21 protein-coding genes, 1 tRNA gene and 1 pseudogene are annotated in these 21,109 nt (G+C 62.7%); 11 read left to right on the top strand and 12 right to left on the bottom strand.

Annotation, left to right across the window (positions count from 1 at the left end):
- Positions 1–47 precede the first annotated feature (47 nt).
- The gene (locus ACSFDB_RS13845) at positions 48–935 is read right to left on the bottom strand and encodes a carbohydrate ABC transporter permease (RefSeq protein ID WP_090303692.1); all 888 of its coding nucleotides are present in this window, start codon (positions 933–935) and stop codon (positions 48–50) included.
- Positions 932–1,879 (bottom strand): carbohydrate ABC transporter permease, encoded by a 948-nt coding sequence (locus ACSFDB_RS13840; RefSeq protein WP_440771549.1) that lies wholly within the window; start codon positions 1,877–1,879, stop codon positions 932–934. The genes ACSFDB_RS13845 and ACSFDB_RS13840 overlap by 4 nt, the downstream gene beginning before the upstream one ends.
- Positions 1,880–2,398: 519 nt before the next feature.
- Here ACSFDB_RS13840 and ACSFDB_RS13835 point away from each other — a divergent pair.
- Together ACSFDB_RS13835 and ACSFDB_RS13830 are read left to right on the top strand one after the other, a co-directional pair.
- Entirely contained in the window at positions 2,399–3,334 is a 936-nt protein-coding gene (locus ACSFDB_RS13835; protein WP_440771548.1) for a D-2-hydroxyacid dehydrogenase, read from the top strand.
- Positions 3,335–3,488: 154 nt separating this feature from the next.
- Positions 3,489–4,478, top strand: a complete 990-nt coding sequence (locus ACSFDB_RS13830) for a TIGR03617 family F420-dependent LLM class oxidoreductase (RefSeq protein ID WP_440771547.1) — start codon at positions 3,489–3,491, stop codon at positions 4,476–4,478.
- Here the strand turns inward: ACSFDB_RS13830 and ACSFDB_RS13825 are convergent.
- The gene (locus tag ACSFDB_RS13825) at positions 4,451–5,449 is read right to left on the bottom strand and encodes an MBL fold metallo-hydrolase (RefSeq protein ID WP_440771546.1); all 999 of its coding nucleotides are present in this window, start codon (positions 5,447–5,449) and stop codon (positions 4,451–4,453) included. The two genes, ACSFDB_RS13830 and ACSFDB_RS13825, sit on opposite strands and share 28 nt — an antisense overlap.
- 9 nt (positions 5,450–5,458) lie before the next feature.
- On the bottom strand, positions 5,459–6,655 hold the full coding sequence (locus tag ACSFDB_RS13820; protein ID WP_440771545.1) for an acyl-CoA dehydrogenase family protein: 1,197 nt from the start codon (positions 6,653–6,655) through the stop codon (positions 5,459–5,461).
- Positions 6,656–6,803: 148 nt separating this feature from the next.
- Between ACSFDB_RS13820 and ACSFDB_RS13815 the strand changes: the two genes are divergently transcribed.
- The 3 genes from ACSFDB_RS13815 to ACSFDB_RS13805 all read left to right on the top strand — a co-directional run bounded on the left by ACSFDB_RS13815 (position 6,804) and on the right by ACSFDB_RS13805 (position 9,805).
- Positions 6,804–7,580, top strand: coding sequence for an IclR family transcriptional regulator (locus ACSFDB_RS13815; RefSeq protein ID WP_440771544.1), 777 nt, complete (start codon positions 6,804–6,806; stop codon positions 7,578–7,580).
- Positions 7,581–8,679: 1,099 nt separating this feature from the next.
- Complete coding sequence (msrA, locus tag ACSFDB_RS13810) at positions 8,680–9,348, top strand: peptide-methionine (S)-S-oxide reductase MsrA (RefSeq protein ID WP_440771543.1); 669 nt, start codon at positions 8,680–8,682, stop codon at positions 9,346–9,348.
- 49 nt (positions 9,349–9,397) lie between these two features.
- Positions 9,398–9,805: a hypothetical protein gene (locus tag ACSFDB_RS13805; RefSeq protein ID WP_440771542.1), complete on the top strand. Its 408-nt coding sequence runs from the start codon at positions 9,398–9,400 to the stop codon at positions 9,803–9,805.
- Between the two features lie 14 nt (positions 9,806–9,819).
- On the opposite strand, the gene ACSFDB_RS13800 is transcribed toward ACSFDB_RS13805, so the two are convergent.
- The 4 genes from ACSFDB_RS13800 to ACSFDB_RS13785 all read right to left on the bottom strand — a co-directional run bounded on the left by ACSFDB_RS13800 (position 9,820) and on the right by ACSFDB_RS13785 (position 11,504).
- Entirely contained in the window at positions 9,820–10,269 is a 450-nt protein-coding gene (locus ACSFDB_RS13800) for a MaoC family dehydratase (RefSeq protein WP_440771541.1), read from the bottom strand.
- 67 nt (positions 10,270–10,336) lie between these two features.
- Positions 10,337–10,477 (bottom strand): hypothetical protein, encoded by a 141-nt coding sequence (locus tag ACSFDB_RS13795; protein WP_440771540.1) that lies wholly within the window; start codon positions 10,475–10,477, stop codon positions 10,337–10,339.
- A gap of 633 nt (positions 10,478–11,110) precedes the next feature.
- Positions 11,111–11,185, bottom strand: a tRNA-Val gene (locus ACSFDB_RS13790).
- Positions 11,186–11,225: 40 nt separating this feature from the next.
- Positions 11,226–11,504: a DUF7553 family protein gene (locus ACSFDB_RS13785; RefSeq protein ID WP_440771539.1), complete on the bottom strand. Its 279-nt coding sequence runs from the start codon at positions 11,502–11,504 to the stop codon at positions 11,226–11,228.
- Positions 11,505–12,079: 575 nt separating this feature from the next.
- Here ACSFDB_RS13785 and ACSFDB_RS13780 point away from each other — a divergent pair.
- Positions 12,080–12,628 carry a helix-turn-helix domain-containing protein gene (locus ACSFDB_RS13780; protein ID WP_440771538.1) on the top strand — a complete coding sequence of 183 codons (549 nt, stop codon included), beginning with the start codon at positions 12,080–12,082 and terminating at the stop codon, positions 12,626–12,628.
- A gap of 64 nt (positions 12,629–12,692) precedes the next feature.
- Positions 12,693–13,013 carry a DUF7344 domain-containing protein gene (locus ACSFDB_RS13775; protein ID WP_440771537.1) on the top strand — a complete coding sequence of 107 codons (321 nt, stop codon included), beginning with the start codon at positions 12,693–12,695 and terminating at the stop codon, positions 13,011–13,013.
- Between the two features lie 42 nt (positions 13,014–13,055).
- Here the strand turns inward: ACSFDB_RS13775 and ACSFDB_RS13770 are convergent, their stop codons facing one another.
- Complete coding sequence (locus ACSFDB_RS13770; RefSeq protein WP_090303703.1) at positions 13,056–13,589, bottom strand: cob(I)yrinic acid a,c-diamide adenosyltransferase; 534 nt, start codon at positions 13,587–13,589, stop codon at positions 13,056–13,058.
- A gap of 265 nt (positions 13,590–13,854) precedes the next feature.
- Between ACSFDB_RS13770 and ACSFDB_RS13765 the strand changes: the two genes are divergently transcribed.
- Together ACSFDB_RS13765 and ACSFDB_RS13760 are read left to right on the top strand one after the other, a co-directional pair.
- Positions 13,855–14,850, top strand: coding sequence for a linear amide C-N hydrolase (locus ACSFDB_RS13765; RefSeq protein ID WP_440771536.1), 996 nt, complete (start codon positions 13,855–13,857; stop codon positions 14,848–14,850).
- 71 nt (positions 14,851–14,921) lie between these two features.
- The gene (locus ACSFDB_RS13760) at positions 14,922–15,098 is read left to right on the top strand and encodes a DUF7838 family putative zinc beta-ribbon protein (RefSeq protein WP_440771535.1); all 177 of its coding nucleotides are present in this window, start codon (positions 14,922–14,924) and stop codon (positions 15,096–15,098) included.
- Positions 15,099–15,121: 23 nt separating this feature from the next.
- On the opposite strand, the gene ACSFDB_RS13755 is transcribed toward ACSFDB_RS13760, so the two are convergent.
- Complete coding sequence (locus ACSFDB_RS13755; protein WP_440771534.1) at positions 15,122–15,577, bottom strand: CBS domain-containing protein; 456 nt, start codon at positions 15,575–15,577, stop codon at positions 15,122–15,124.
- Between the two features lie 126 nt (positions 15,578–15,703).
- Between ACSFDB_RS13755 and ACSFDB_RS13750 the strand changes: the two genes are divergently transcribed.
- Entirely contained in the window at positions 15,704–17,425 is a 1,722-nt protein-coding gene (locus ACSFDB_RS13750) for an inositol monophosphatase family protein (protein ID WP_440771533.1), read from the top strand.
- An 86-nt stretch (positions 17,426–17,511) separates the two neighbouring features.
- Here the strand turns inward: ACSFDB_RS13750 and gcvPB are convergent, their stop codons facing one another.
- Together gcvPB and gcvPA are read right to left on the bottom strand one after the other, a co-directional pair.
- Entirely contained in the window at positions 17,512–19,050 is a 1,539-nt protein-coding gene (gene gcvPB, locus ACSFDB_RS13745; RefSeq protein WP_440771532.1) for an aminomethyl-transferring glycine dehydrogenase subunit GcvPB, read from the bottom strand.
- Positions 19,047–20,384: an aminomethyl-transferring glycine dehydrogenase subunit GcvPA gene (gene gcvPA / locus ACSFDB_RS13740; RefSeq protein WP_440771531.1), complete on the bottom strand. Its 1,338-nt coding sequence runs from the start codon at positions 20,382–20,384 to the stop codon at positions 19,047–19,049. The genes gcvPB and gcvPA overlap by 4 nt, the downstream gene beginning before the upstream one ends.
- 259 nt (positions 20,385–20,643) lie before the next feature.
- Here gcvPA and ACSFDB_RS13735 point away from each other — a divergent pair.
- A pseudogene (locus tag ACSFDB_RS13735) lies at positions 20,644–21,086 on the top strand (DUF2270 domain-containing protein).
- Positions 21,087–21,109 lie beyond the last annotated feature (23 nt).

The raw sequence follows: 21,109 nt of genomic DNA, 5'->3' as shown, positions 1-21,109 counted from the left end.
CGTGTTGTGTGTGGTGTTGAAGTGGTGTGTGGTTGTCTGGCGGTGCCTCAGAGGGCTCGAATCTTGAATCCCTTCAGGAGATACGACTGCAGGAAGAACGCGAACAGCAACGCTGGCAGCGAGACGAGCAGACTGATCGCCATGAACTCGGCCCAGCCGGTCTCCCACGAGGAGGTAAACACGCGGAAGATGCCGGGCGGGAACGTCGTCGCCTCGTTCGACGGCATCAGGATGTAGGAGATGGTGAAGTCGCCCCACGCGATCGCGAACGCGAAGACGGAGTTGGCGATCATCGCCGGCTTGGTCTGTGGGACGATCACGTCCTTGAACCCCTGCCATCGCGACGCACCGGCGACCCATGCAGATTCCTCCAGCGAGGTCGGTATGGTCTGGATGTACTTCCACATCAGCCAGACCGCAAACGGCATCGACAACGCGCTCAGGGCAATGATCAGTCCGACGTACCTGTTCAACAACCCGAGGTAGTCCCAGATGAGATACAGCGGGATCGCGATCACGATCGGGCTGAACATGTAGCCAACCAACAGGAAGCGGGCCACCTTGACCTTGTGTTTGTAGTCGAACCGCGCGAGGCCGTAGCCGGCGATCAGCGAGACGACGATGACGGTGATGACGACGCCGGTGGTAACGATGATACTGTTGAGGAGGTATCGACCGACAGTCGGGTTGAAGACGATATCGAACTGCTCGACCGTGAACGTCTCCGGCGTCGGCAGGAACGTGATCCCGTCCTGAATTCCCTCACGCGTCGTAAACGCGCTCTGGGCCATCCAGTACAGCGGGAACGCGAGGATCAGCAGCAACGTTGCCACGCTGCCGTAGAGCCCTGCTCGGTAGATGATGCTGCGGTAGGTGTGTGAGACCCGGAACGTGCGACCGAACGCTGGCTGATCGGATTCCTCTTCGGTGCTCATGTTTCCACCTCCTCGCTCGGATTGGCGTACTTCAGGTAGACCAGTCCGAACGCGAGCAGGAACAGGAACATCACGATGGCGATCGCGTTACCCATGCCGTAGGCGCCCAGATCGAACGTCTCCCGGTAGGCGAGGATCGGCATCGTCGTGGTTGCGCTGCCCGGCCCACCTTGGGTGAGCTGCCAGATGATGTCGTACTTGTTGAACATGAACACCGCGCGGAGGAAGATTACGACCAGTATGGCTCCGTAGATGCGCGGAAGCGTGATATCTCGGAACATCTCCCACGTCGTTGCCCCACAGACCTTCGCCGCCTCGTAGAAGCGGTCCGGAATCGACTGGAGTTGGGCGAGCGTAAACAGCGTCACGAACGCCGAGAACTTCCAGCTACTGATGATGACGACCGTGATCATCGAGAGGCTCGTGTTCCCGAGCAGGTAGTCGTCCCAGAGACCCAGTGAGCTCCCGGCCGCGTGCAGGACACCGTCGTAGGGGTCCAGCATGAACAGGAACATCATCGTCACGATGATCGTCGGAATGAGGTACGACGTGAACACGAGCGTACTCAGGATTCGGCTCCCGCGGGAAATCTTGTTCAGGACGAGCGCCATCCAGATACCGACCGTCAGCTGAATGACCGTCGATCCGATCATGAACACGAACCCGCGCCACATCGAACCCCAGAATCGATCGAGCTGGAAGACATCGATGTAGTTGTCGAATCCGACGAACTCCCACTGTGGGTTCAACAGAGGAACGCTGTGGAGTGATGCCAGGATTGCAAAGCCAATCGGGATCAGTGCAACGAGCGTATACAGGGCCACTACTGGCAGAATTGTCAGCCAGCCCCAGAAGTCGTCTGAGGTAATTTCGAACCTCCCGATCGAAAACCCGTCGTCGTAGAACCGACGAGATCGATCTAGTGGCTCGAGATCGGTTGCCATGCCATCACAATACACAAGGTATATGTTAACAGTTTCGCTGTTAGCAGGATGAGTAGCCGTTCACAGATTTGTACAAAAGCCGTACTATCTCGACTACGATCCGATTTAGTCGAGTATACAGTGCCTTGTGCGCTAAGAAGTGTTTGAACGATCAGCTTCTTCCACAACGAGTCGTTCGTGGTTGGCACGATGATCGGTCGCAGATTGCCAGATACAACCGGTTTACAGTTCCTCTAGCGGCGCTACTCGAGCGACGGAACCACCTAATAACGGGACAGCAGCTATCCTTGGGGCCGAGATACCAGCGATCCCTGGTATTGACACACACTTTTTATTAGTTCCGGCAGTACGGTGGGCCATGGAACGACAACACGGGCCTCAGTTGCGAAGGCGGTGTCAGCCACTCGGCAAGCGGTCACGGTCGACCGACCACCGACGCGGTCGGCAACAGCGGACGGATACCGCCGGCCGGAACCGGCAGGATCGCGCCGGCGGGGCGGGCTACCGGACGGTGAGCGTATGACCGTCGTCGTTACACCGTATGTTTTCGGGGGTGGTGGCCCGATTCTGCTCGAGGAAATCAGCCACCGCCGGTCCGACATCGACCTGGTGCATCCCGACGAGGACGACCTGCTCGAGGCCGTCGCCGAGGCGGAGATCGTCGTGACCGGTCGACTCCCCGAGGAGGTGCTGACCGCGGCCGACGACCTGCGCTGGGTACAGGCGCTCAGCGCCGGGACGGACGCCTACGATCACGACGCGCTCGAGGCTCGCGACGTCGCCCTGACGACCGTTTCAGGAATCCACGCGAAGCCGATCGCTCAGCAGGTGCTGGGGTATCTGCTCCACTTCGAACGGCGGTTCGATCGCGCGATCGCCCAACAACGAACGAAGACGTGGGAGCGATACAGCGGCGGTGAGCTCGGCGATCACACGGTCGGCATCGTCGGCGTCGGCGCGATCGGATCACAGATCGCGGACTACTGTAACACGTTCGACGCTCGCGTGATCGGGACGAAACGCGATCCGACCGACGCGCCGGCGGCCGTCGACGACGTCTACGGTCCGGACGGACTCGAGACCGTCCTCGCCGAGAGCGACTACCTCGTGCTCGCCTGCCCGCTCACCGAGGAGACGCGCGGGCTGATCGACGCCGAGGCGCTGGCGACGCTCACCGACGATGCCGTCCTCGTCAACATCGCCCGCGGCGAGGTCGTCGATCAGGGGGCGCTCGTGGACGCACTCGAGGCCGACGAACTCGGCGGCGCCGCGTTAGACGTCTTCGAGGAGGAACCGCTGCCCGAGGCGTCACCCCTGTGGAACCGCGACGACGTGCTCGTGACGCCGCACATGGCCGGATCGACCCCCCACTACTGGGAGCGCTGTGCCGACGTGTTCATCCGGAACTACGACCGATTCCGGGACGGCGAGGCCCTCGAGAACCGGGTCGTCTGAGTCGGTGCCGATCGGCCGACGTTCGGTCATCAACCCGTCGACGTCTGCACTCCGCCGCGTTGGCGTCGGGGCACCGTCCCGCTGGTGCCAGGTCCGGCTGGTCGATCTCTCGTTTCGACGATAGATTCAAGCCTCGATCCATCGACTACATTGTATGTCAACGATTCGCATCGATGCGAACGTGCCGCATCTTTCAACCGAGACCGGCGACGCCGCCGAACGCGCCGAGGAACTCAGCTTCGACGGCGTCTGGACGGCCGAAACGGACCACGACGCCTTTTTGCCGCATCCGATCATCGCGGATCGGACCGAACGGATCCAGCAGGGAACGCGCATCGCGCTCGCATTTACTCGGAGTCCGATGGCCCTCGCCTACACGGCCTGGGATCTCGCACAATACTCGAACGGGCGGTTCGTCCTCGGTCTCGGCACGCAGGTCAAGGGACACAACGAACGGCGGTTCAGCGTGGACTGGGAGTCACCCGGCCCCCGACTGCGAGAGGTCGTCGAATCGCTGCGCCACATCTTCGACGTCTTTCGGGGGGAGGCCGAACTCGACTACGAGGGCGACCACTACTCGTTTTCCCTGATGACCGAGACGTTCGATCCCGGGCCGATCGACTACCCCGACGTGCCGATCTACATCGCGGGCGTCAACGAGTACAACATCCGACTCGCTGGAGAACTCTGTGACGGACTGGCGATGCACCCGTTCAACACGCCTGCGTACGCGAGCGACGTTATCGCCCCCACGGTCGCGGAGGGGGCGGACCGCGCCGACCGGTCCCTCGAGGACGTCGCCCTCTCGGCGAGTCCGTTCGTCGTGACGGGCGCGACCGAAGACGAAATGGATCGGTCCCGCGAAGAGGTTCGCCGCCGGATCGCGTTCTACGGCAGTACCCGAACCTACCACGACGTCCTCGAGCACCACGGCTGGGGCTCGATCGGCGAGGAACTCCACGATCTCTCCAGAGACCAGCGGTGGGAGGAGATGGCCGACCGCGTCACGGACGAGATGGTCGCGACGTTCGCGATCGAAGCGCCGCCCGAGGATCTTCTCGACCGCGCTCGAGACGCCTACGGCGGAATCGCGGACCGACTCGTCCTCCCCCTCGATCAGGGCGAGGCCTTCATGAACGAGTAACGACGAACGCCGTCTGAACTGTCGAACGAGACGCGGCCTCGTCGCACCAGCGTTCCGAGCGCACCCAGGGTGTCGAGCAACTGCGCCGGATACCGAACTTCGCCGGCGCGGTTTCGGGTGATCTCCATCGGCGTCGCCGGCCCGACGGTCACGACGGCCTCGAGGGTGGCTGCGGTGAGCGACTCGAGTTCGTTTCGGGTAAACTCGATGGTCTCCCGGTACGTCGTGAAGACGGGCCCGTGGCCAGGGAAGATCCGATCGAACGACCGGGACTCGAGTCGGTCCATGGCGTCGTGAAACGCGTCGACCGCCTCGTACGCGCCGTGATCGATTCCGACGTGAATCGCTCCGGGTCGGAACGGTTCGACGAGCGCGTCACCGCTGAAGAGGACGCGCTGGCCGCCGACCGTCGCCGCGAGGCTGGCGTGGTCGATCTGATGACCCGGCGTGTGGATGGGATCGAACTGGAGGCCCGCCACCGAGAACGAGCCGTCGAACGCGAAGCCGACGGCCTCGTCCGGGGCGAGCAGTCGCCGGTTGCGTTGCAACGAACTCCTGGCGCGTTCGACTTCGCGTTCGATCGCTTCGCCCCGGTAGCCCGCCGAGCGGCCGACTTCGCGGACGCCGTCGGCCAGATCGTCAGGATTTCGCTCGAGTCGCTCGAGGACGGGTTCGGGCGCGTAGACGGTCGCGCCCGCCTCGCGAAGCAACGGCACCTGGCCGATGTGGTCGCTGTGGGGGTGAGTGACGACGACTGCCTCGACGTCTCCCGGCTCGTAGCCGCGGTCAGCCAGTCCCTCGCGGATCGTCTCCTCGGCTCGGTCGCTGGGGTCTCCGGCGTCGACGAGGATCGGCGCCGGCGTCTCGAGCAGGTAGGCCGCCGCGTGTTTCGGCGGCCACTCGATGTCGAACTCGAGTCGCGTGATCTCCGTTTCTGTGGAGTCCGTCGTCCGCTCCGTCGGTTTGCTCATCAGCCCGCCTCAGATTAGCTCGCGGGCGATCGTTCGTTTCTGGATCTCGTCGGTGCCCTCGAAGATGCGGAACACCCGCGCGGAGCGGTAGTTGCGTTCGATCGGAAGCTCCTTCATGAAGCCGGCGCCGCCGTGGACCTGCATGGCGATGTCGGCCGCGTCGTTCGCGAGTTGGGCGCCGCGGAGCTTCGCCATCGACTCCTCCTTGCGGGCGCGCTCGCCGTTGTCCATCTTCCAGGCCGCGTAGCGGTAGAGCTGGCGGACCTGTTCGATGTCCGTCGCCAGTTCGGCGAGCTGAAAGGAGACGCCCTGTCTGTGCCCGATCGGCTTGTCGAAGGTTTTCCGGTCGCGGGCGTAATCGACGGAGATGTCGAGTAAGTACTGGGCGGTGCCGACGGAACCCGCGGCGATGTTGATCCGGCCGCCGCCGATCCAGGACATCGCCGACTGGAACCCGCGGCCAACTTCGCCGAGCACCTGATCCTCGCCGACTCGGCAGTCGTTAAAGTAGAGTTCCGAGTGCGTGCCGGGGGTCATCCCCATCGCGCGGTGGATCGTGCCGACCTCGAAGCCGGGGTTGTCCGCGTCGACCAGGAAGCAGGTGATCCCCTCGAGATCCCCGTCATCGCCGCTCGTTCGCGCGAAGACCATCGTGAAGTCCGCGTACGGGCCGTTCGTGATGTAGCACTTCTGGCCGCTGATCACCCACTCGTCACCGTCCTTCTCGGCGGTCGTATCCATGTAGTGGGCGTCGCTGCCGTGGCCCGGCTCGGTGAGCGCGAAACAGGTCGTGATCTCGCCGTCCATCAGCGGTTGGAGGTACTCCTCGCGCTGGTCCTCGTCACAGGCCAGCAGGATCGGAGTTGGGCCGCCCGCGCCGCCGAAGATGGCGCTGTGGAACCCCGGCGGCCGGTTCGACATGTGTTCGCCGACGATCGCCCGCGTGAGGATATCGACGTCGCCGCCACCCGCTTCTTCGGGCATCGTCATCCCGTAGAACCCCGCCTCGACTGACTTTTGACGGATCTGTTCGACGATATCGCGGTACTCGGGGACCTGCCGGTGGTTCTCGTCGACGATGTGTTTCTCGTAGTCCGCCCCGAGGAACTGATCGTACTCGTTCTCGAGCGGTTTGACCTCCTGATCGACGAAGTCGTCGAGTGCCTGCTTGATCTGCACCGCTTCGGACGGTTCGCTAAAGTCCATAGCCTATATGACAGAACGTGGTACATAAGTGTTATCGTGTCGCATACGTCTGCCGGAAGGAGATGAATCGGTCTCTCTCGAGCGCCAATCGAACGCAAGCGTTCGACAGAACAGAACAATTATGTCACCTCCACGGCAACCTATTGGTATGACAATCCAGGGCACGGATAAGGGCGACAGGGTGCAATCGGTCGTCAAGACGTTGGATATTCTCGAGGCCCTCTGGCAGTCCGAGGGCGCCGGCGTTACCCAGCTGACCGAGCGGACTGGCCTCCCGAAGAGTACGGTTCACGCCCACCTGACGACGCTCCGCTCGAAGGGGTACGTGGTCCAGGACGGCGACGAGTACCGACTCGGCGTTCGGTTCCTCTCCTTTGGCGAGCACGTCAAACACGCCGAACCGCTGTACGCCGCGTCCGAGACGCCGATCGAGGACCTCGCGGACTGGACCGGAGAGCGCGTGCTCTGTTCAACTGAGCAGAACGGCCTCGGAACCGTCATTCGGGCTTGCGACGGAGAGCGATCGGTCTCCTCGAGTATCAGCGTCGGGACACCGACGTACCTCCACTGTTCGGCCGCCGGGAAGGCGATGCTTGCTCACTTCGATCGGTCGAGGATCGATGGAATCGTCGACACCTGGGGACTCCCGGCCTTTACGGACGAGACGATTACGGATTGGGCGACGCTGGAAGCCGAACTTGAAGCCGTCCGCGAAGACGGTGTCGCGTACAATCAGGGGGAGTACCTTCCCGGTATCAGCGCGGTCGGTGCCCCTGTACTCGACAACGACGGCGACGTTCACGGCGCAGTGACAGTCGTCGGTCCGCAACATCGACTCGAGAACGAGTGGGAACACGAGGAACTGCACAATCAGCTGCTCTCGGCTGCGAACACGATCGAAGTCAACCTCCTGTTCTCGGAGTGAGCCCGCATCGCGGTCTGTCTCGATCGTCGGCGTTCAGCCTGATTGAACGGTGCCTTGTGATGCGACCATCCGCTAGATTCGTGTGTCTCGACTCCTCAGCGAAGACCGTGCTCGATTACCGCGTTCCGTCTGACTGAACACAGCTAAATTTACAACCATATGCTTGTAATTCTCTCGGCCGTCGATCGACAGTTGTCGTCGCTCGCGGAACCGGCAACGTCCCTCGGACGTAACGGAGCGCTGTCACGGTTTATCACGAGAACGCTCCGGTTTTTAGAGTTATCTGTGGGCGTAGAAAGTAGTAGTAGCCCCTCTAGGTGATTTTCGTCAACTCGGAAATGATGACTTTGAGGAGGTCGCTGCCATTCATATTTCCTCTACCCCTATATGCGGAATTAAATAGATTTATACTGTTCTATATAGAATTTCGATTTATTACCAAACTCTAGACATCATATTCGACTGTCTATAGATCAGAGAAGATTTTCGTTCCGTTTCGGACTCGAGACCGAACCAATTTGAGAGCGCCATCTATCCGGCCCATATGCCCTAATACGTCGATATTGATTAGAGAGGTCATTAGAATTTCGTCTCGTACGACTCGAGTACCGATACAGAGTCGCTTTTCCGCACCAAGCTATCAGACATGTATCTATCATCGAAATCATACAGATCCAGGTAGTTACATGTGTTTAGTATACTAGTTATCTCGAGGAATGTATGTTCGGTCGGAGGGTCTGTGATCCTGTTACCTTTCGCACAATGCTGGCAGTTCGATTAATGAGCGTCTGGGCCAAACGGATCGATGGGATGGGAGTGGTTACAAGACTTCGACTGATCATCGGCGACGACGGAGAGTTGTACGAGTGTCGCAACTGCGGGTCGAAGTTCGACCACGAACCCGACACGTGTCCGACCTGTGGATCGGCCGAAATCGCTCACTACAAGTTTTGAACGAGTCGCCATTTTCCACGCCGCTGGCCGTTGAGATCCATCCATACAGACAGTAGTCCGGAGCCGACTGTACCGGTCGATTGCGCGTCCCAGTGTCGATCCCCGGCGGCGACGAAGCCATCCGTCTGGACGGCGAAAAACGGGCATGGATCACTCGAGTGCGGATGCGAGGACTGCACCAGCGGGCGAGCAGGACGCGAAGACGCCGACGACGGACGAAACGAGAACGGCGACGTTCGGAATGGGCTGCTTCTGGGGTCCCGACGCCCGCTTCGGCGCGATAAAGGGCGTCGTTCGAACGCGTGTCGGATACGCTGGCGGGACATCGCCGACCCCCAGCTACCACTCGCTCGGGGACCACACCGAAGTCGTGCAGGTCGAGTACGATCCTGATACGCTGGGCTACGACGACCTACTCGAGGTCTTCTGGACGAACCACGACTGGGGATCGACGGCGACCAAACGCCAGTATCGGAGTGTCGTCCTCGCGGCGGATGACGATCAGTTGGCGACCGCCGAGCGCCACCGGGACGAGCTCGAGGAGCGGACCGGCCGATCGGTCGCGACAGATCTCGAACGACTCGAGGCGTTCACCCGTGCTGAAGACTACCATCAAAAGTACGAACTCCGCTCGACGCCAGTCGTTGGCGACGAACTTGCGACCCGCTACGGCGACGCGTTCGTCGACTCGACGGTCGTTGCACGGCTCAACGGCTTCGTGGCTGGACACGGCGAGCCGTCACAGCGTGCGGCGCTGCTGGAGCGAGTCGAACTCGAACCGACACAGCGCTCGGAACTGCAGCGGCGCTTCTGATCTGGGCGTTTCGTGACCCTACTTGTACGTCGACCACGAAGGAGAAGGTATGACCGACGACGATCGGTACAAACTGTTCGGCGTCTACCTATCGGAGCCAACCGTCGACGCGCTCGCCAAATCACTGTACGAGGCGGCAGGCGTCGTCGATCTCGAGACCTATTTCGACGAGACGGCGGATTTCGTCCCCGCTGGTGACCCGGGTGCCGACGCGACCGACGCCCTGCTCGCGGACGTCCTCGAGTCGTTCGCGACGCGCTACGACGAGGCGGCGTTCGAGACCGCGGAAGCCGTCGATCCCGACTCGTTCACGCTCGTCCATCTCGCGGCCAAGCCGCGACACGTCACGGAGCTTCGCGAGCGCTTTCAGGCCGCGGCGACGATTCAGGAGACCGACCTGCGGACGGTCCAGACGGCGATTCTCGCGGCGCACCTCGATACCGAACTGACGGCGTAGCCGGGACCGACGGGCTACTGGCCGGAGTCTCGCCGCTCGGTCATCGCCAGCGCGATGAAGGAGACGACGACGTCACCGTCTTGATTGTATCCCTCGACGCGGCTGTCGACGTAGCCTCTCCGGGGATCGCTCTCCGAGACGCGCTTGTCCACGATTTCCGTTCGGACGGAGAGCGTGTCGCCGGGTTTGACGGGCCGCTTCCAGCGCAGTTCGTCGACCCCGCGGGCGCCCATACTCGCTCGCTCGTCGATCGGGCCGTCGACGAGCATCCGCATACACATCGAGGCGGTGTGCCAGCCGGAGGCGACTAGCTCACCGAACGCGGACTCCTCCGCTGCGTCGGCGTCGGTGTGGAACGGCTGTGGATCGTACTGCTCGGCGAACTCCACGATCTCCTCGGCCGTCACGTGGTACTCGCCGAATTCTCGAGTGTCTCCGATCTCGATGTCCTCGTAGTACTGCATTTCCCTCAACTGTGGCACACGCGACCAAGAGTGTATGGAAAGGCGAACGAAGGGGGCCGGTCGCCCGTCAGGCCGCCTGGAGATCGTAAATGCTCACCCAGTGATCAGGATACTCCCTTTCGTGGTCGCTCGCATCGCGGTTCGCGTCGGGCCAGTCGGCACACTCGCGCTCGAGATCACAGCTGTCGCACCGAAGTTTGTATGCCATATGTTCTCGCATGACTGGGAAGGTTGTAAGCGTTCGTCGGAACGTGACGGATTGTTTTCACGTGTTGCTTGTGGTATCGTGGAATGTTTGGCCGTGGCTCGAGTCCGACCTTCCTCGATTCGTGATGAGCGGGCGAGGAAGATCTGCTAAGTACACGTCGTACTGGGCGGATGCGACTAGTAACACTCCCTACTGAGTACTAGCACACCGACCAGTACGGCCGCTCCACCAGCAGTAAAGAGGAGAGCCGTCAGAAACGGATTGATCCCTTCAAAACCGAGTCGATACGCACAAAGGCGACCGATTGCTCCCCCAACAGCAATCGCAGCATAACATTCCAGTCTACTGAGAGCGAATACGCGATACCAATCCATATGGTCGTAATGGATTTGTGTCACGGTAACCATGTCGCCCGTGCTGACAATACGTTCTCGCGAACGAACTGAGCGAGTGGGCACGTTGGCTGATTTGAACACTGTAGAGACGTGCTCGCTCGCGGCGCTTTGCGCCGTCCGCAATCGCATTGCGTTGCGACCGCGTTCTCGTTGCGTGCGACTCGTCTCGTTCAAATCTACCGACCATTTTGACGGCACGCACTCCTCGCTACGCTCGTCGTCATTGTGTCGTCAAAAATGGGTTGGGGCAGATTTGAACTGCCGACTTCCTCCGTGTGAAGGAGGTATCATAACCGGACTAGATCACCAACCCGCACGGGATTGTATCCGTGCGTTTAACTTAAGACTTCCTTTCAGCGGTCGTCGGCTGGGTCGGCCGCGTCGGACCGCGAGAGCGTCGCTCGAGCGTTCCCAACGACCGTACGGGCCTGCCCGGCGGCGTTGCGCTCCAGATCAACCACGCCGTCGCGAACCGCCTCGAGACGCGTGGACTCGGGTTCAGGTTCCGACTCGCGGCCGACCAGAGTGCGGACTCGCGCCGCGTAGGGCTCGACGGCCTCACTGAGACCGAGTTTCGCGTGTTCGCCGGCGCGGCTGAGGTAGTAACGGCTGTCGTCGAAGTGCTTATTCATGTGGTACTCTACCAAGGGGAGGACCCCATCCAATATAGCCCTTTCGTAGGCAACAGGATCGGACCGTGCCCGGAATCGCGCCGGCCGTCGACCGGCTACCAGCCGACGCTGACCGCAACCCACTCGCACCGAGCGAGTTCCAGTTGGTCGCCTTCGTTTCGCGGCCGATCTGTCCCTGGAGTTGTCGTTACAGGCGACGACGCGCTCGAGGAGTTACTCAGCGATGGTGGATGCAGGATCAGCCGGCCGCTGTGCACGATTTAGCCGGTGGCGGTCTCCAGCGTGGCCGCGTTGAAACTCACCGCCACGGGGTACCCGACAGCGTCGGAACGGACTCGAGCCAGTTATTGGTAGAGTAATTACAGGATACTGTGTGTGGTTAGCTAGTTGCCAATTGCTAGTAAATATGTGTCAGAGAACATCGATGGTCGGCGAGTTCATTAAAAAGTAATATAAAACCGCTACCTCATCAGTTTGGCATGCTGGTCGCTGAATTCATAGTAAGCGAAGCGATACTTCACAGCACATTATCTGCGTTTTCCACTATTTCCGTCACTCACGAGGCACAGTACCGGATGGCTAACGATGGCATACGACTGCTGTTCTGGCTATCCGGTGTCGAGAGCTCCGCGTTCGAAGTCGCCGTCGAAAACGATCCGACAGTGACGAACTGTCACCGGTTAGACGAAGTCGGTTCGGCGTTCCTCTACCGAGTCGATCTCACCCAGCACGGACGGTCTAAATCGACGTTTCTGCGGTGGGGCGAAGACGATGTCGGATTGATCGACGGTCACGCGACCCAGGATGGATGGCAAGTCGAGATGCGTTTCCCGGACCGGGAAACATTGATTACGTACCGAGAAGCGTACGTTGCTAACGGCTGCTCGTTTTTTCTCCTGTCCCTCTATCAGCGCTCGACAGACGACCAGGCGAACGTCACCTCGCTCACCTCGGCACAGCGCGAACTACTCGTCGAAGCTTACGAGTCGGGCTACTTCGATATTCCACGTCGGATCACACAGAACGAACTCGCATCACAGTTCACTATCACGTCACAATCGGTCTCTGAACGGTTACGGCGTGGGATCGCCTCGCTGATCGAATCGATGCTTCGGCGGAAGTAGTACTTAAAACCCTGAATGGACAGGCTGGACACTCACTCACATTTCTACCGAACCACGATCTGTAATGTCAATGACCGTCGCTCCTGATTTAGTATTGAAAGCACTTGCTAACCAAGAACGTCGAGCCGTTTGTCAGTATCTTGCCGGACAGCAGGCGCCGGTCACGACCAACGAGGTCGTGGCAAGACTGCAGGCACAGTCGGCGGATTCTCGATCACGCTCTCAGTTCGTGGTCGCTCTTCGTCACACCCACTTGCCGCTGCTGAACGAGGCGAACATTATCGAGTACACTCGCTCGACCGAGCGTATCGAGTCGGGACGACATCTCGACGTCGCGTCGGAGATTCTTGACATTATCTCTCGCGACGGAATCGAAGTCGTTTGACAGGCCACTAGCGCGAGATCGTCCTCGCAATCCGTGGCCGACTCAGTACTGGGGCGAATCTTCGGGTTCGCCGTCGCGCTTGTTGACGACGCGACCGAAGGTGAACAGGCCGTCGGAGAGTCGGTTCAGATACTGCACTGCTTGTTCGTTGATCTGCTCCTCGCTCGCGAGGGCGACCGCTCGGCGCTCGGCGCGCCGACAGACGGTTCTGGCGTGGTGGAGCGCCGCACCGTGTTCGCTGCCCGTCGGCAAGATGAAAGAGGTCAGCGGCTCGAGTTCCTCGTCGTACGCGTCGATCCAGTCCTCGATGGTTTCGACGTGATCGGCGCGGACTGCGGGGTCGTCCTCGTCGGGGTCGGGGTTCGCGAAGTCCGCCTGCACGACGTGGAGGTGGTTCTGAACCGTTCGTAACTGCTCGTCAACGTCGTCGTAGCCGGTCGGTCGGATCGTCCCGATCAGGGCGTTGAGTTCGTCGACGGTTCCGTAGGCCTCGATGCGCGCGCTGGTCTTCGAGACGCGAGTCATATCCCGGAGATCGGTCTGTCCGTCGTCGCCGCGACCGGTATAGATCGTCATACTCGAGTCGACGGACGGCGGCCACTTAACTGCTGACGCATCGGTGGGTCGTCAGGTTGGGTCCGCTCGCGGTACGGACGGGCGGTACGATATCGGGACACGACTGGAAAATGGTCGTTCCCTCGAGGTGGCTCACTCCCCCGGTAGCGCAGCGACGAACGTATCAGTTTGGACCGGACGCAACTTATGGTCCTGCTCGGTATACGAGACCCTCGTGACTGAAAATAACGTACTCGAGGTCCGGAATCACGGGGGTCGATCGTAGATGTGCACGCGATTAGTGTATCTGGGTCCCGAAGACGTCGTCATCACCGGTCGGTCGATGGATTGGCACGACGAGATCGGAACCAACATCTGGGTGTTCCCCCGCGGGATGGATCGAACCGGCGCGGTCGGTCCGAACTCCATGGAGTGGTCCGCAGAGTACGGCAGCGTCATCGCTTCTGCGTACGACATTGCGTCGACTGACGGGATGAACGAGGCGGGATTGGTCGCGAACCTCCTGTGGCTCACCGAATCCGACTACCCCGAGTGGGACGGCGACACACCCGGTCTGGCGATTTCGATGTGGGTACAGTACGTCCTGGACAACTTCGAGACGGTAGCCGAGGCGGTCGAAAATCACCGGAAGGAGGAGTTCGTCGTCGTCTCCGAAGAGATCCCTGACGAAGGCCGGTTCGCCACCTTGCATCTGTCCCTGTCGGACGCCACGGGTGACAGCGCGATCTTGGAGTACGTCGACGGCGAGTTGACGATCCATCACGGTCGGGAGTACCAGGTGATGACGAACTCCCCGCCGTTCGACCAGCAACTCGCACTCGACGAATACTGGTCGGAGATCGGCGGCACGGTCATGTTACCGGGGACGAATCGCCCGGCCGACCGGTTCGCCCGGGCGAGTTTCTACGTGGACGCGATCCCGCAAACCCAGGACCGTCGAACCGCGACGGCGAGCGTCTTCGGTGTGATCCGCAACGTCTCCGTGCCGTACGGTATCAGCACGCCGGACGAGCCACACATCTCCTCGACGCGCTGGCGTACGGTCGCAGATCACCGAGACCGCCGCTACTACTTCGAATCCGCGCTCTCACCGAACGTCTTCTGGCTGGATCTCGACGAGCTCGACTTTGCCGCCGACGCCGGTGTTCGAACGCTTCCGCTCGGTCAGGACCAAGCGAACGTCTTCGCTGGCGACGTCGCCGGAGAACTCGTCGACACCGAGCCGTTCGAGTTTCTCGGCGTCCCCGCTCCTTCGAGGTAATCTCGATCGAGAGGCGAACGCCGGCGGTAGCGATCGGTACGTTAAACACGCGCCGCGCCAAACGCCCGCGTATGGCCATGGAACTCGACCACGACTGTCCGAACTGCGGTGACGAGCGGACCTTCTACCGTGCGGCGAGCACCACGCTCCACCTCGGCGAGAAGGTCAAGTGGCACTGCCCGGACTGCGACTACGGCTTCGTCCGGATCGGCGACAACGGCACCGCCGTCGACTCGAGCGCACCGTAACGACGACCAACGCCACTTCGATTTTAGTAGGGTCGGTCACCGTCACTTCGTGGCAGTCGCTCGTAGGCCGGCGACACCGACCGGATAATGTTCGCGACCTGCTGGAGTTCCATCCCCAGGAGCACGACGATATCGCTCAACGAGACGATGGCGACGAGGTCGCCGTCTTCGACCACGGGGACCCGGCGGACGCCCTTGCGCGACATTCGATCGAGGAGATCGTAGATCCCCGCGTCGGCGGCGACCGTCAACAGGTCGTCAGCAACGATCTCGCTCACTGGCGTCGACTTTGACGCCCCGTCTCCGTCGAGGACCTCGAGTGCGAGGTCGCGGTCGGAGACAAGTCCGATCGGTTCGCCTTGGTCGACGACGATGACGCTCCCGACTCGTTCCGTCCGCATCGTCTGAACGACGTCGGATAGCGTGGCGGTCGGTTCGACGGTGACGACCGTTCGCCGCGCAATGTCGATCACAGCCATACGCAACGTGTCCTCGCCGACCGATACAAGCGTTGTGCCAGATCCAGAGTATCAGTGCGCCGAACAGTACCGATCCGAAGAGAACGCATACAAGATTACTTCTGCCGAGGAGTTCGTGGGATACGTATGCAAGGACGCAGGCTCGCCACGACGGACGAGATCATCGCGATCGTTAGTCCGGACAGCGACGAGGCGCTCGCGTCGCTCACCGAGTGGACCGAAGAACGGGGGCTCGGGCTGGCGACCGTCGCCGTCGGGGAGGACATCGGCGACGTCTACGACGAGAGTCGAGCGACGCTGGGCGTGACGCTCGGTGGCGACGGAACGTTTCTGGAGGGTGTCAAGACGTTCAGTCCGCGGGATATCCCGCAGCTGGGCGTCAACACGGGGACGCTCGCGTTTCTGGCCCGCGTCGAGCCCGAGGACCTCGAGGACGCGCTCGACGAGACGCTCCGCGGTCGGGCCTCCGTCGACAGCCGCCAGCAGGTCCACGTCGAGGCACCTGGCGTGAACGCGACCGGGATCAACGATCTCATGGTCCAGCAGGTGCCCCCGGAGAACCCGATCGACCGGAAGGTGACGCGACTCGACGTCTACGCGGACGACGAGTACGTCGGCGAGTTCGAGGGGACGGGCCTTGCCGTCTCGACGCCGACCGGCTCGACCGGCATCTCGCTGTCGGCCAACGGGCCGGTCCACTACCCCGTGAACAACCATACGCTCCAGATCGTCCCGCTGCACACGCACAAACTCGGCGTTCGGCCGATCGTCGTCTCTCCCGAGACGGAGCTCCAGATCGTCACGCAGGAACAGGCGAGTCTGCTCGTCGACGGCGGCCGTGCTCACACCATCCTCACCGAGGGCGACGAGATCACGGCCACCGGCGCAGACAAACTGGCCCACATCGTCCGAACCAGTTACGATGATCACTTCTTCACCGCGATCACGAAGAAACTCGGTTGGGACGTTCGGGATGTCGAAGTGCCGGCGGCGAAGCGTCGCGAGCCGCTGTCCGCCGCGTCGAAGAAGTCGATAACCGCCGACGAGGAGACGGATACCGTCGAACGTGCGCTGACGGTCGCAACGGAGGCCGCGAAGGCCGCCGGGGAGCCGCTTCGCGAACTCCACGGACAGGTGGAGTCCATCGACGTCAAAACCGACAAGTCCGATATCGTCACGGAGGCCGACCACCAGGCCGATCGGATCATCACGACCGTTGTTCGCAACGAGTTCCCCGACCACGCGATCTTCTCGGAGGAGGGGGCCCGCCAGCGAGGCGAGGACAGCGACTACACCTGGGTGATCGATCCGCTCGACGGCACCGGCAACTTCGCTCACGGCAACCCCAACTACTCGATCTCGGTCGCCCTCGTCGAGGACGGCGAGCCGGTGATGGGCGTCGTCTACGTCCCCGAAACCGACGAACTGTTCTCCGGTATCGCCGGGAAAGGCGCCTGGCGCGACGGCGATCCGATCGAGACGACCGACCGTGACCAGCTCGACGAGAGCATGCTGATTTCGGGCTACGATCCTGACGGCACCTTCCTCTCGCACTTCTATCAGGCCTCGCGCGGCGTCAGACGCCTCGGCTCCGCCGCGCTCAATCTCTGTTACCTCGCCAGCGGCAGCGCGGACGCCGTCTGGGAGCACGACACCTATCCCTGGGACATTGCCGCCGGACTCGTCATCGCTCGCGAGGCCGGCGCGACGCTCACCGACCAGACGGGCGACCCCTACGAGTTCGACTTCGATACCGACGACCGAACGCCGTTGCTCGGCTCGAACGGCTCGCTCCACCCGGCGCTGCTCGAGCACCTCGAGGACGGATTGCCGGCCCGCTCGCAGTAAACAAAAGACGAACGAGCGTTGTTGAGCGGACGAACGAGTGTAGCTGAACGCGACGAACGAGCGTTGCTAAATGCGACGGACGGCCGTTACTCGTCGTCGGTGGTTCCGATCGCGTGCCACGACAGCCGCGGATTCCGTGCGGCGCTGGTCTGGTCGATCCGGCGGGCCGTGGTGCGGCCGGGTGCGGCCTCGAGCGTCTCGTCGTCCTCCGCCGCGACGGCGTTGAAGGCGGCGGCGAGCCGATCGAGCGTTCCCTTGCTTTCGACCTCCGTGGGTTCGGTCATCAGCGCCTCGGAGACAATCTCGGGCCACTTGGTCGTCGGCGGGTGGACGCCGTAGTCGAGCATCCGCTTGGCGACGTCCGCGGCGTCCTGATCGCCCGCGCTGGCGACGAACTCGTGGTGGAACGGCTCGTAGGGAATGTCGTACTCGAGCTGACTCGCGAGGTAGTTCGCGTTGAGCACCGCCTTCGCGCTGGCGTCCGAGAGACCCGCGTCACCGAGTCGAGCGATATAGGCGAACGCCTTGACGAGAACGAGCCAGTTGCCCTGGTAGCCGTGCACGTGGCCGATTGTGTGTTCCGGGTCGAACAGCTCGTAGGTCGACTCGCCGCTCTTCGTCACGCCGCCTTCACGCACTCGAGGCGCAGGGAGGAACGGCGCGAGTTCGTCGACCACGCCGACGGGACCCGCGCCGGGACCGCCGCCGCCGTGGGGCGTCGCGAACGTCTTGTGGACGTTGTAGTGCATCACGTCGAAGCCCATATCGCCCGGGCGAGCGCGGCCGAGCAGGGCGTTCAGGTTCGCCCCGTCGTAGTAGAGCAAGCCGCCCACGTCGTGGACCATCTCGGCAATCTGTTCGATGTCGCGCTCGAACAGCCCGAGCGTGTTCGGATTCGTGAGCATGAGCGCCGCCGTGTTCTCCGAGAGGGCCGCCTCGAGGGCCTCGAGGTCGACTCTCCCTTCGTCGTCGCTCGGCAGCGAGACGACGTCGTAGCCGCCCAGCGCGGCGGTGGCGAAGTTGGTTCCGTGGGCGCTCTCGGGGACGATGACCTCGTCGCGGTGGTCCTCGCCGTTGTGCTCGTGGTAGGCCGCGGCGACGCGGATGCCGACGAACTCGCCGGCCGCGCCGGCCGGCGGCTGGAGCGTGACGGCGTCCATGCCGCCGATTCGGCCGAGATAGTCCTGGAGCCGGTACAGTAGCTCGAGGGTCCCCTGCAGCGATCGTTCCGAGCGGTCGGGGTGGACCGCCGCCTTCGGCAGCGCCGCGACGTCCTCGGTGAACTTCGGGTTGTACTTCATCGTACACGATCCCAGCGGGTAGGGACCGCTGTCGATCCCGTAGATCATCTGGGAGAGCCGCGTGTAGTGGCGCGCCAGCTCGGGCTCGGAGAGTTCGGGGAGCTCGAGGGAGTTCCGCGTGAGGTGGTCGGGGAGGGGCGAACCGCCGTCGTCGCCGTTGCCGTCACCGTTCGCTTCGTCGCCCCCAGTGCCGATTTCGACCCGCGTCAGGTCCTTCTCCGAGAGCAACGGCTCGTACTGGCCGTTCTCGACGTATCGGGCCTGATCGTAGCGGACCCCCTCGGCTCGAGGCGCTGCGCTCGCGTCGTCGGAACGCTCGCTCATCGGGCCACCTCCTCGAACGCCGCGACGAACGAATCGATCCGTTCGTCCGTGACGCCGGCGACGCAGACCTGAATCAGGTGTTCGCCAATCACGTGGACTGCGAAGCCGCGTTTCTCGAGGTCTTCGGCGATGGCGGCCGCGGGCTGGTCGACGCGAGCGACGAACTCGCGGATGTGGTGTCGGTCGTGAACCGGCGCCTTGACGCCGACGAGGTCGTCGAGTCGCTCGGCGAGGTCCTCGGCGCGGGTGACTCCGCGTTCGGCGAGGTCGACCATACCATTCGGCCCCAGAGAGGCGGCGTGCATTGCCGTTCGAAGCGCGACCCAGGCCTGGTTCGTACAGATGTTGCTCGTGGCCCGCTCCCGGCGGATGTGCTGTTCGCGGGTCTGTAGCGTGAGGGTGTACGCCCGGCGGTCGGTCGCGTCCTCGCTGACGCCGACCAGTCGGCCGGGGACCTGTCGGAGGTAGTCCTCGCTCGTCGCGAACAGCCCGAGCCCCATCCCGTAGCTCGTGGGCAGGCCGAGGACGCTCGCGTCACCGACGACGACGTCGGCACCGACGTCCGCCGGCCGCTGGAGCACGGAGAGCGCGACCGGATCCGAGCCGAGGACGAACAGCGCGTCGTGGGCCGCGGCGAGGTCGCCGATCGCCGTCAGGCTCTCCTCGATCGTTCCGCGAACGGTCGGATTCTCCGCGTAGACCATGACGCTCTCCTCGCCGACCCGGTCCTCGAGGCCCGCGAGATCGACGTTCCCGTCGTCGGTCGGATACTCCTCGATCTCCAGATCGGTGCCGGCGACGTAGTTCTCGAGCGTCGACCGTCGCCCCTCGCGAAGGAGGTCGGGAACGAGCACGCGGTGACCGCTCGTGTCCCGGACGCGCTCGGCCAGCGTGGCGGCTTCGCCGAGCGCCGTTGCGGCGTCGTACATCGAGCAGTTGGCGATCTCGAGGCCCGTCAGTTCGACCAGCAGCGACTGGTACTCGAACAGCGCCTGCAGGAACCCCTGGGAAACTTCGGGCTGGTACTGCGTGTAGGAGGTGAGAAACTCCGAGCGGTCGGCGAGGTGGTCGACCAGCGACGGCACGTAGTAGCCGTAGTGGCCCCGGCCCAGCAGCTCCGTCAGGTCGGTATTTCGGCCCAGAATCGAGCGAACCAGCCGTCTCGTCTCGCGTTCAGAGCGTGCGTCGATACCGAACTCCCCGTCGAACTGGACGGCCGTCGGGATGTCAAAGAGGTCGGCCTCGGTCTCGACGCCGACCGCCTCGAGCATCCGCGAGCGTTCCGCGTCCGTGTGGGGAGCGTACGGACTCCCCGTGGCGTGTGATCCGTGCATAGTTAGTAGCGGTCCCGGTCGAACGTCGCGGGCCGTCCCCAGCGTGGCCCGCCCCGTGCGATTCGAGACATGATACCAGCCAGTAGCGGTCACGGGGTAATGAACGCACCTCTTCGGCTCCGGGAACCTGTCGCCGAAAGCGACCGATCACGCCTCGCGAAGACCGACCAACGAATGAGCGCTACCCGCTCGAGTCGCACCGTCGTGCCTGCAGACGCGCCGTCGCCACCTTTGCCCGCCGGCGGCGTGGGCCACCCGCATGGACAGTTCAGGCAGCCGAGACGACGATCGAACGTCGCCGCTCGACGGATCCGACAGGGGGGAGTCACCGCTCGAGCGCGAAGATCAGGAAGTGGGCGCCGAGGCCGCCACCGATCCCGACTCCTTTCTCGGCATCCTCCCGCACTTCTACCGCGGCGAGGTCAGTCAGGCGAGCGGCGCACAGGATCGGATCGACCGCACGACCGACTGGGCGATCGCCCTGCTCGCCGCGTTGCTCTCGCTCGTTTTCTCGAGTCGCTGTTCGCGCCGGAACAGCAGTGGACCGAAGCGGCCGAACTCCCCGGCATTCCGGGGCTCGCGGTGGCAACAGTGCTCGGCGTCTTTTTCGTCGGCATACTCGTGTTCGCACTCTGGCCGACCGAGCGCAGGGCGAAAGGCGAGATCCACGGGCAAGAACTCGGCGAGTGGAAGAACGATTGAGAGGAGAGACGCGCTCGGGTCGG

The sequence above is a fragment of the Natronorubrum amylolyticum genome, assembly GCF_052040145.1.
GTDB lineage: Archaea > Halobacteriota > Halobacteria > Halobacteriales > Natrialbaceae > Natronorubrum.
The sequence above is the reverse complement of the archived record's forward strand: the minus strand, read 5'-3'. Positions and strand labels throughout refer to the sequence as shown.

Excerpts from the sequence above, each read along its gene's own strand:
- ACSFDB_RS13845 (WP_090303692.1), bottom strand. The coding sequence starts at position 935 with ATGAGCACCGAAGAGGAATCCGATCAGCCAGCGTTCGGTCGCACGTTC.
- ACSFDB_RS13840 (WP_440771549.1), bottom strand. The coding sequence starts at position 1,879 with ATGGCAACCGATCTCGAGCCACTAGATCGATCTCGTCGGTTCTACGAC.
- ACSFDB_RS13835 (WP_440771548.1), top strand. The coding sequence starts at position 2,399 with ATGACCGTCGTCGTTACACCGTATGTTTTCGGGGGTGGTGGCCCGATT.
- ACSFDB_RS13830 (WP_440771547.1), top strand. The coding sequence starts at position 3,489 with ATGTCAACGATTCGCATCGATGCGAACGTGCCGCATCTTTCAACCGAG.
- ACSFDB_RS13825 (WP_440771546.1), bottom strand. The coding sequence starts at position 5,449 with ATGAGCAAACCGACGGAGCGGACGACGGACTCCACAGAAACGGAGATC.
- ACSFDB_RS13820 (WP_440771545.1), bottom strand. The coding sequence starts at position 6,655 with ATGGACTTTAGCGAACCGTCCGAAGCGGTGCAGATCAAGCAGGCACTC.
- ACSFDB_RS13815 (WP_440771544.1), top strand. The coding sequence starts at position 6,804 with ATGACAATCCAGGGCACGGATAAGGGCGACAGGGTGCAATCGGTCGTC.
- msrA (WP_440771543.1), top strand. The coding sequence starts at position 8,680 with ATGGATCACTCGAGTGCGGATGCGAGGACTGCACCAGCGGGCGAGCAG.
- ACSFDB_RS13805 (WP_440771542.1), top strand. The coding sequence starts at position 9,398 with ATGACCGACGACGATCGGTACAAACTGTTCGGCGTCTACCTATCGGAG.
- ACSFDB_RS13800 (WP_440771541.1), bottom strand. The coding sequence starts at position 10,269 with ATGCAGTACTACGAGGACATCGAGATCGGAGACACTCGAGAATTCGGC.
- ACSFDB_RS13795 (WP_440771540.1), bottom strand. The coding sequence starts at position 10,477 with ATGGCATACAAACTTCGGTGCGACAGCTGTGATCTCGAGCGCGAGTGT.
- ACSFDB_RS13785 (WP_440771539.1), bottom strand. The coding sequence starts at position 11,504 with ATGAATAAGCACTTCGACGACAGCCGTTACTACCTCAGCCGCGCCGGC.
- ACSFDB_RS13780 (WP_440771538.1), top strand. The coding sequence starts at position 12,080 with ATGGCTAACGATGGCATACGACTGCTGTTCTGGCTATCCGGTGTCGAG.
- ACSFDB_RS13775 (WP_440771537.1), top strand. The coding sequence starts at position 12,693 with ATGTCAATGACCGTCGCTCCTGATTTAGTATTGAAAGCACTTGCTAAC.
- ACSFDB_RS13770 (WP_090303703.1), bottom strand. The coding sequence starts at position 13,589 with ATGACGATCTATACCGGTCGCGGCGACGACGGACAGACCGATCTCCGG.
- ACSFDB_RS13765 (WP_440771536.1), top strand. The coding sequence starts at position 13,855 with ATGTGCACGCGATTAGTGTATCTGGGTCCCGAAGACGTCGTCATCACC.
- ACSFDB_RS13760 (WP_440771535.1), top strand. The coding sequence starts at position 14,922 with ATGGCCATGGAACTCGACCACGACTGTCCGAACTGCGGTGACGAGCGG.
- ACSFDB_RS13755 (WP_440771534.1), bottom strand. The coding sequence starts at position 15,577 with ATGGCTGTGATCGACATTGCGCGGCGAACGGTCGTCACCGTCGAACCG.
- ACSFDB_RS13750 (WP_440771533.1), top strand. The coding sequence starts at position 15,704 with ATGCAAGGACGCAGGCTCGCCACGACGGACGAGATCATCGCGATCGTT.
- gcvPB (WP_440771532.1), bottom strand. The coding sequence starts at position 19,050 with ATGAGCGAGCGTTCCGACGACGCGAGCGCAGCGCCTCGAGCCGAGGGG.
- gcvPA (WP_440771531.1), bottom strand. The coding sequence starts at position 20,384 with ATGCACGGATCACACGCCACGGGGAGTCCGTACGCTCCCCACACGGAC.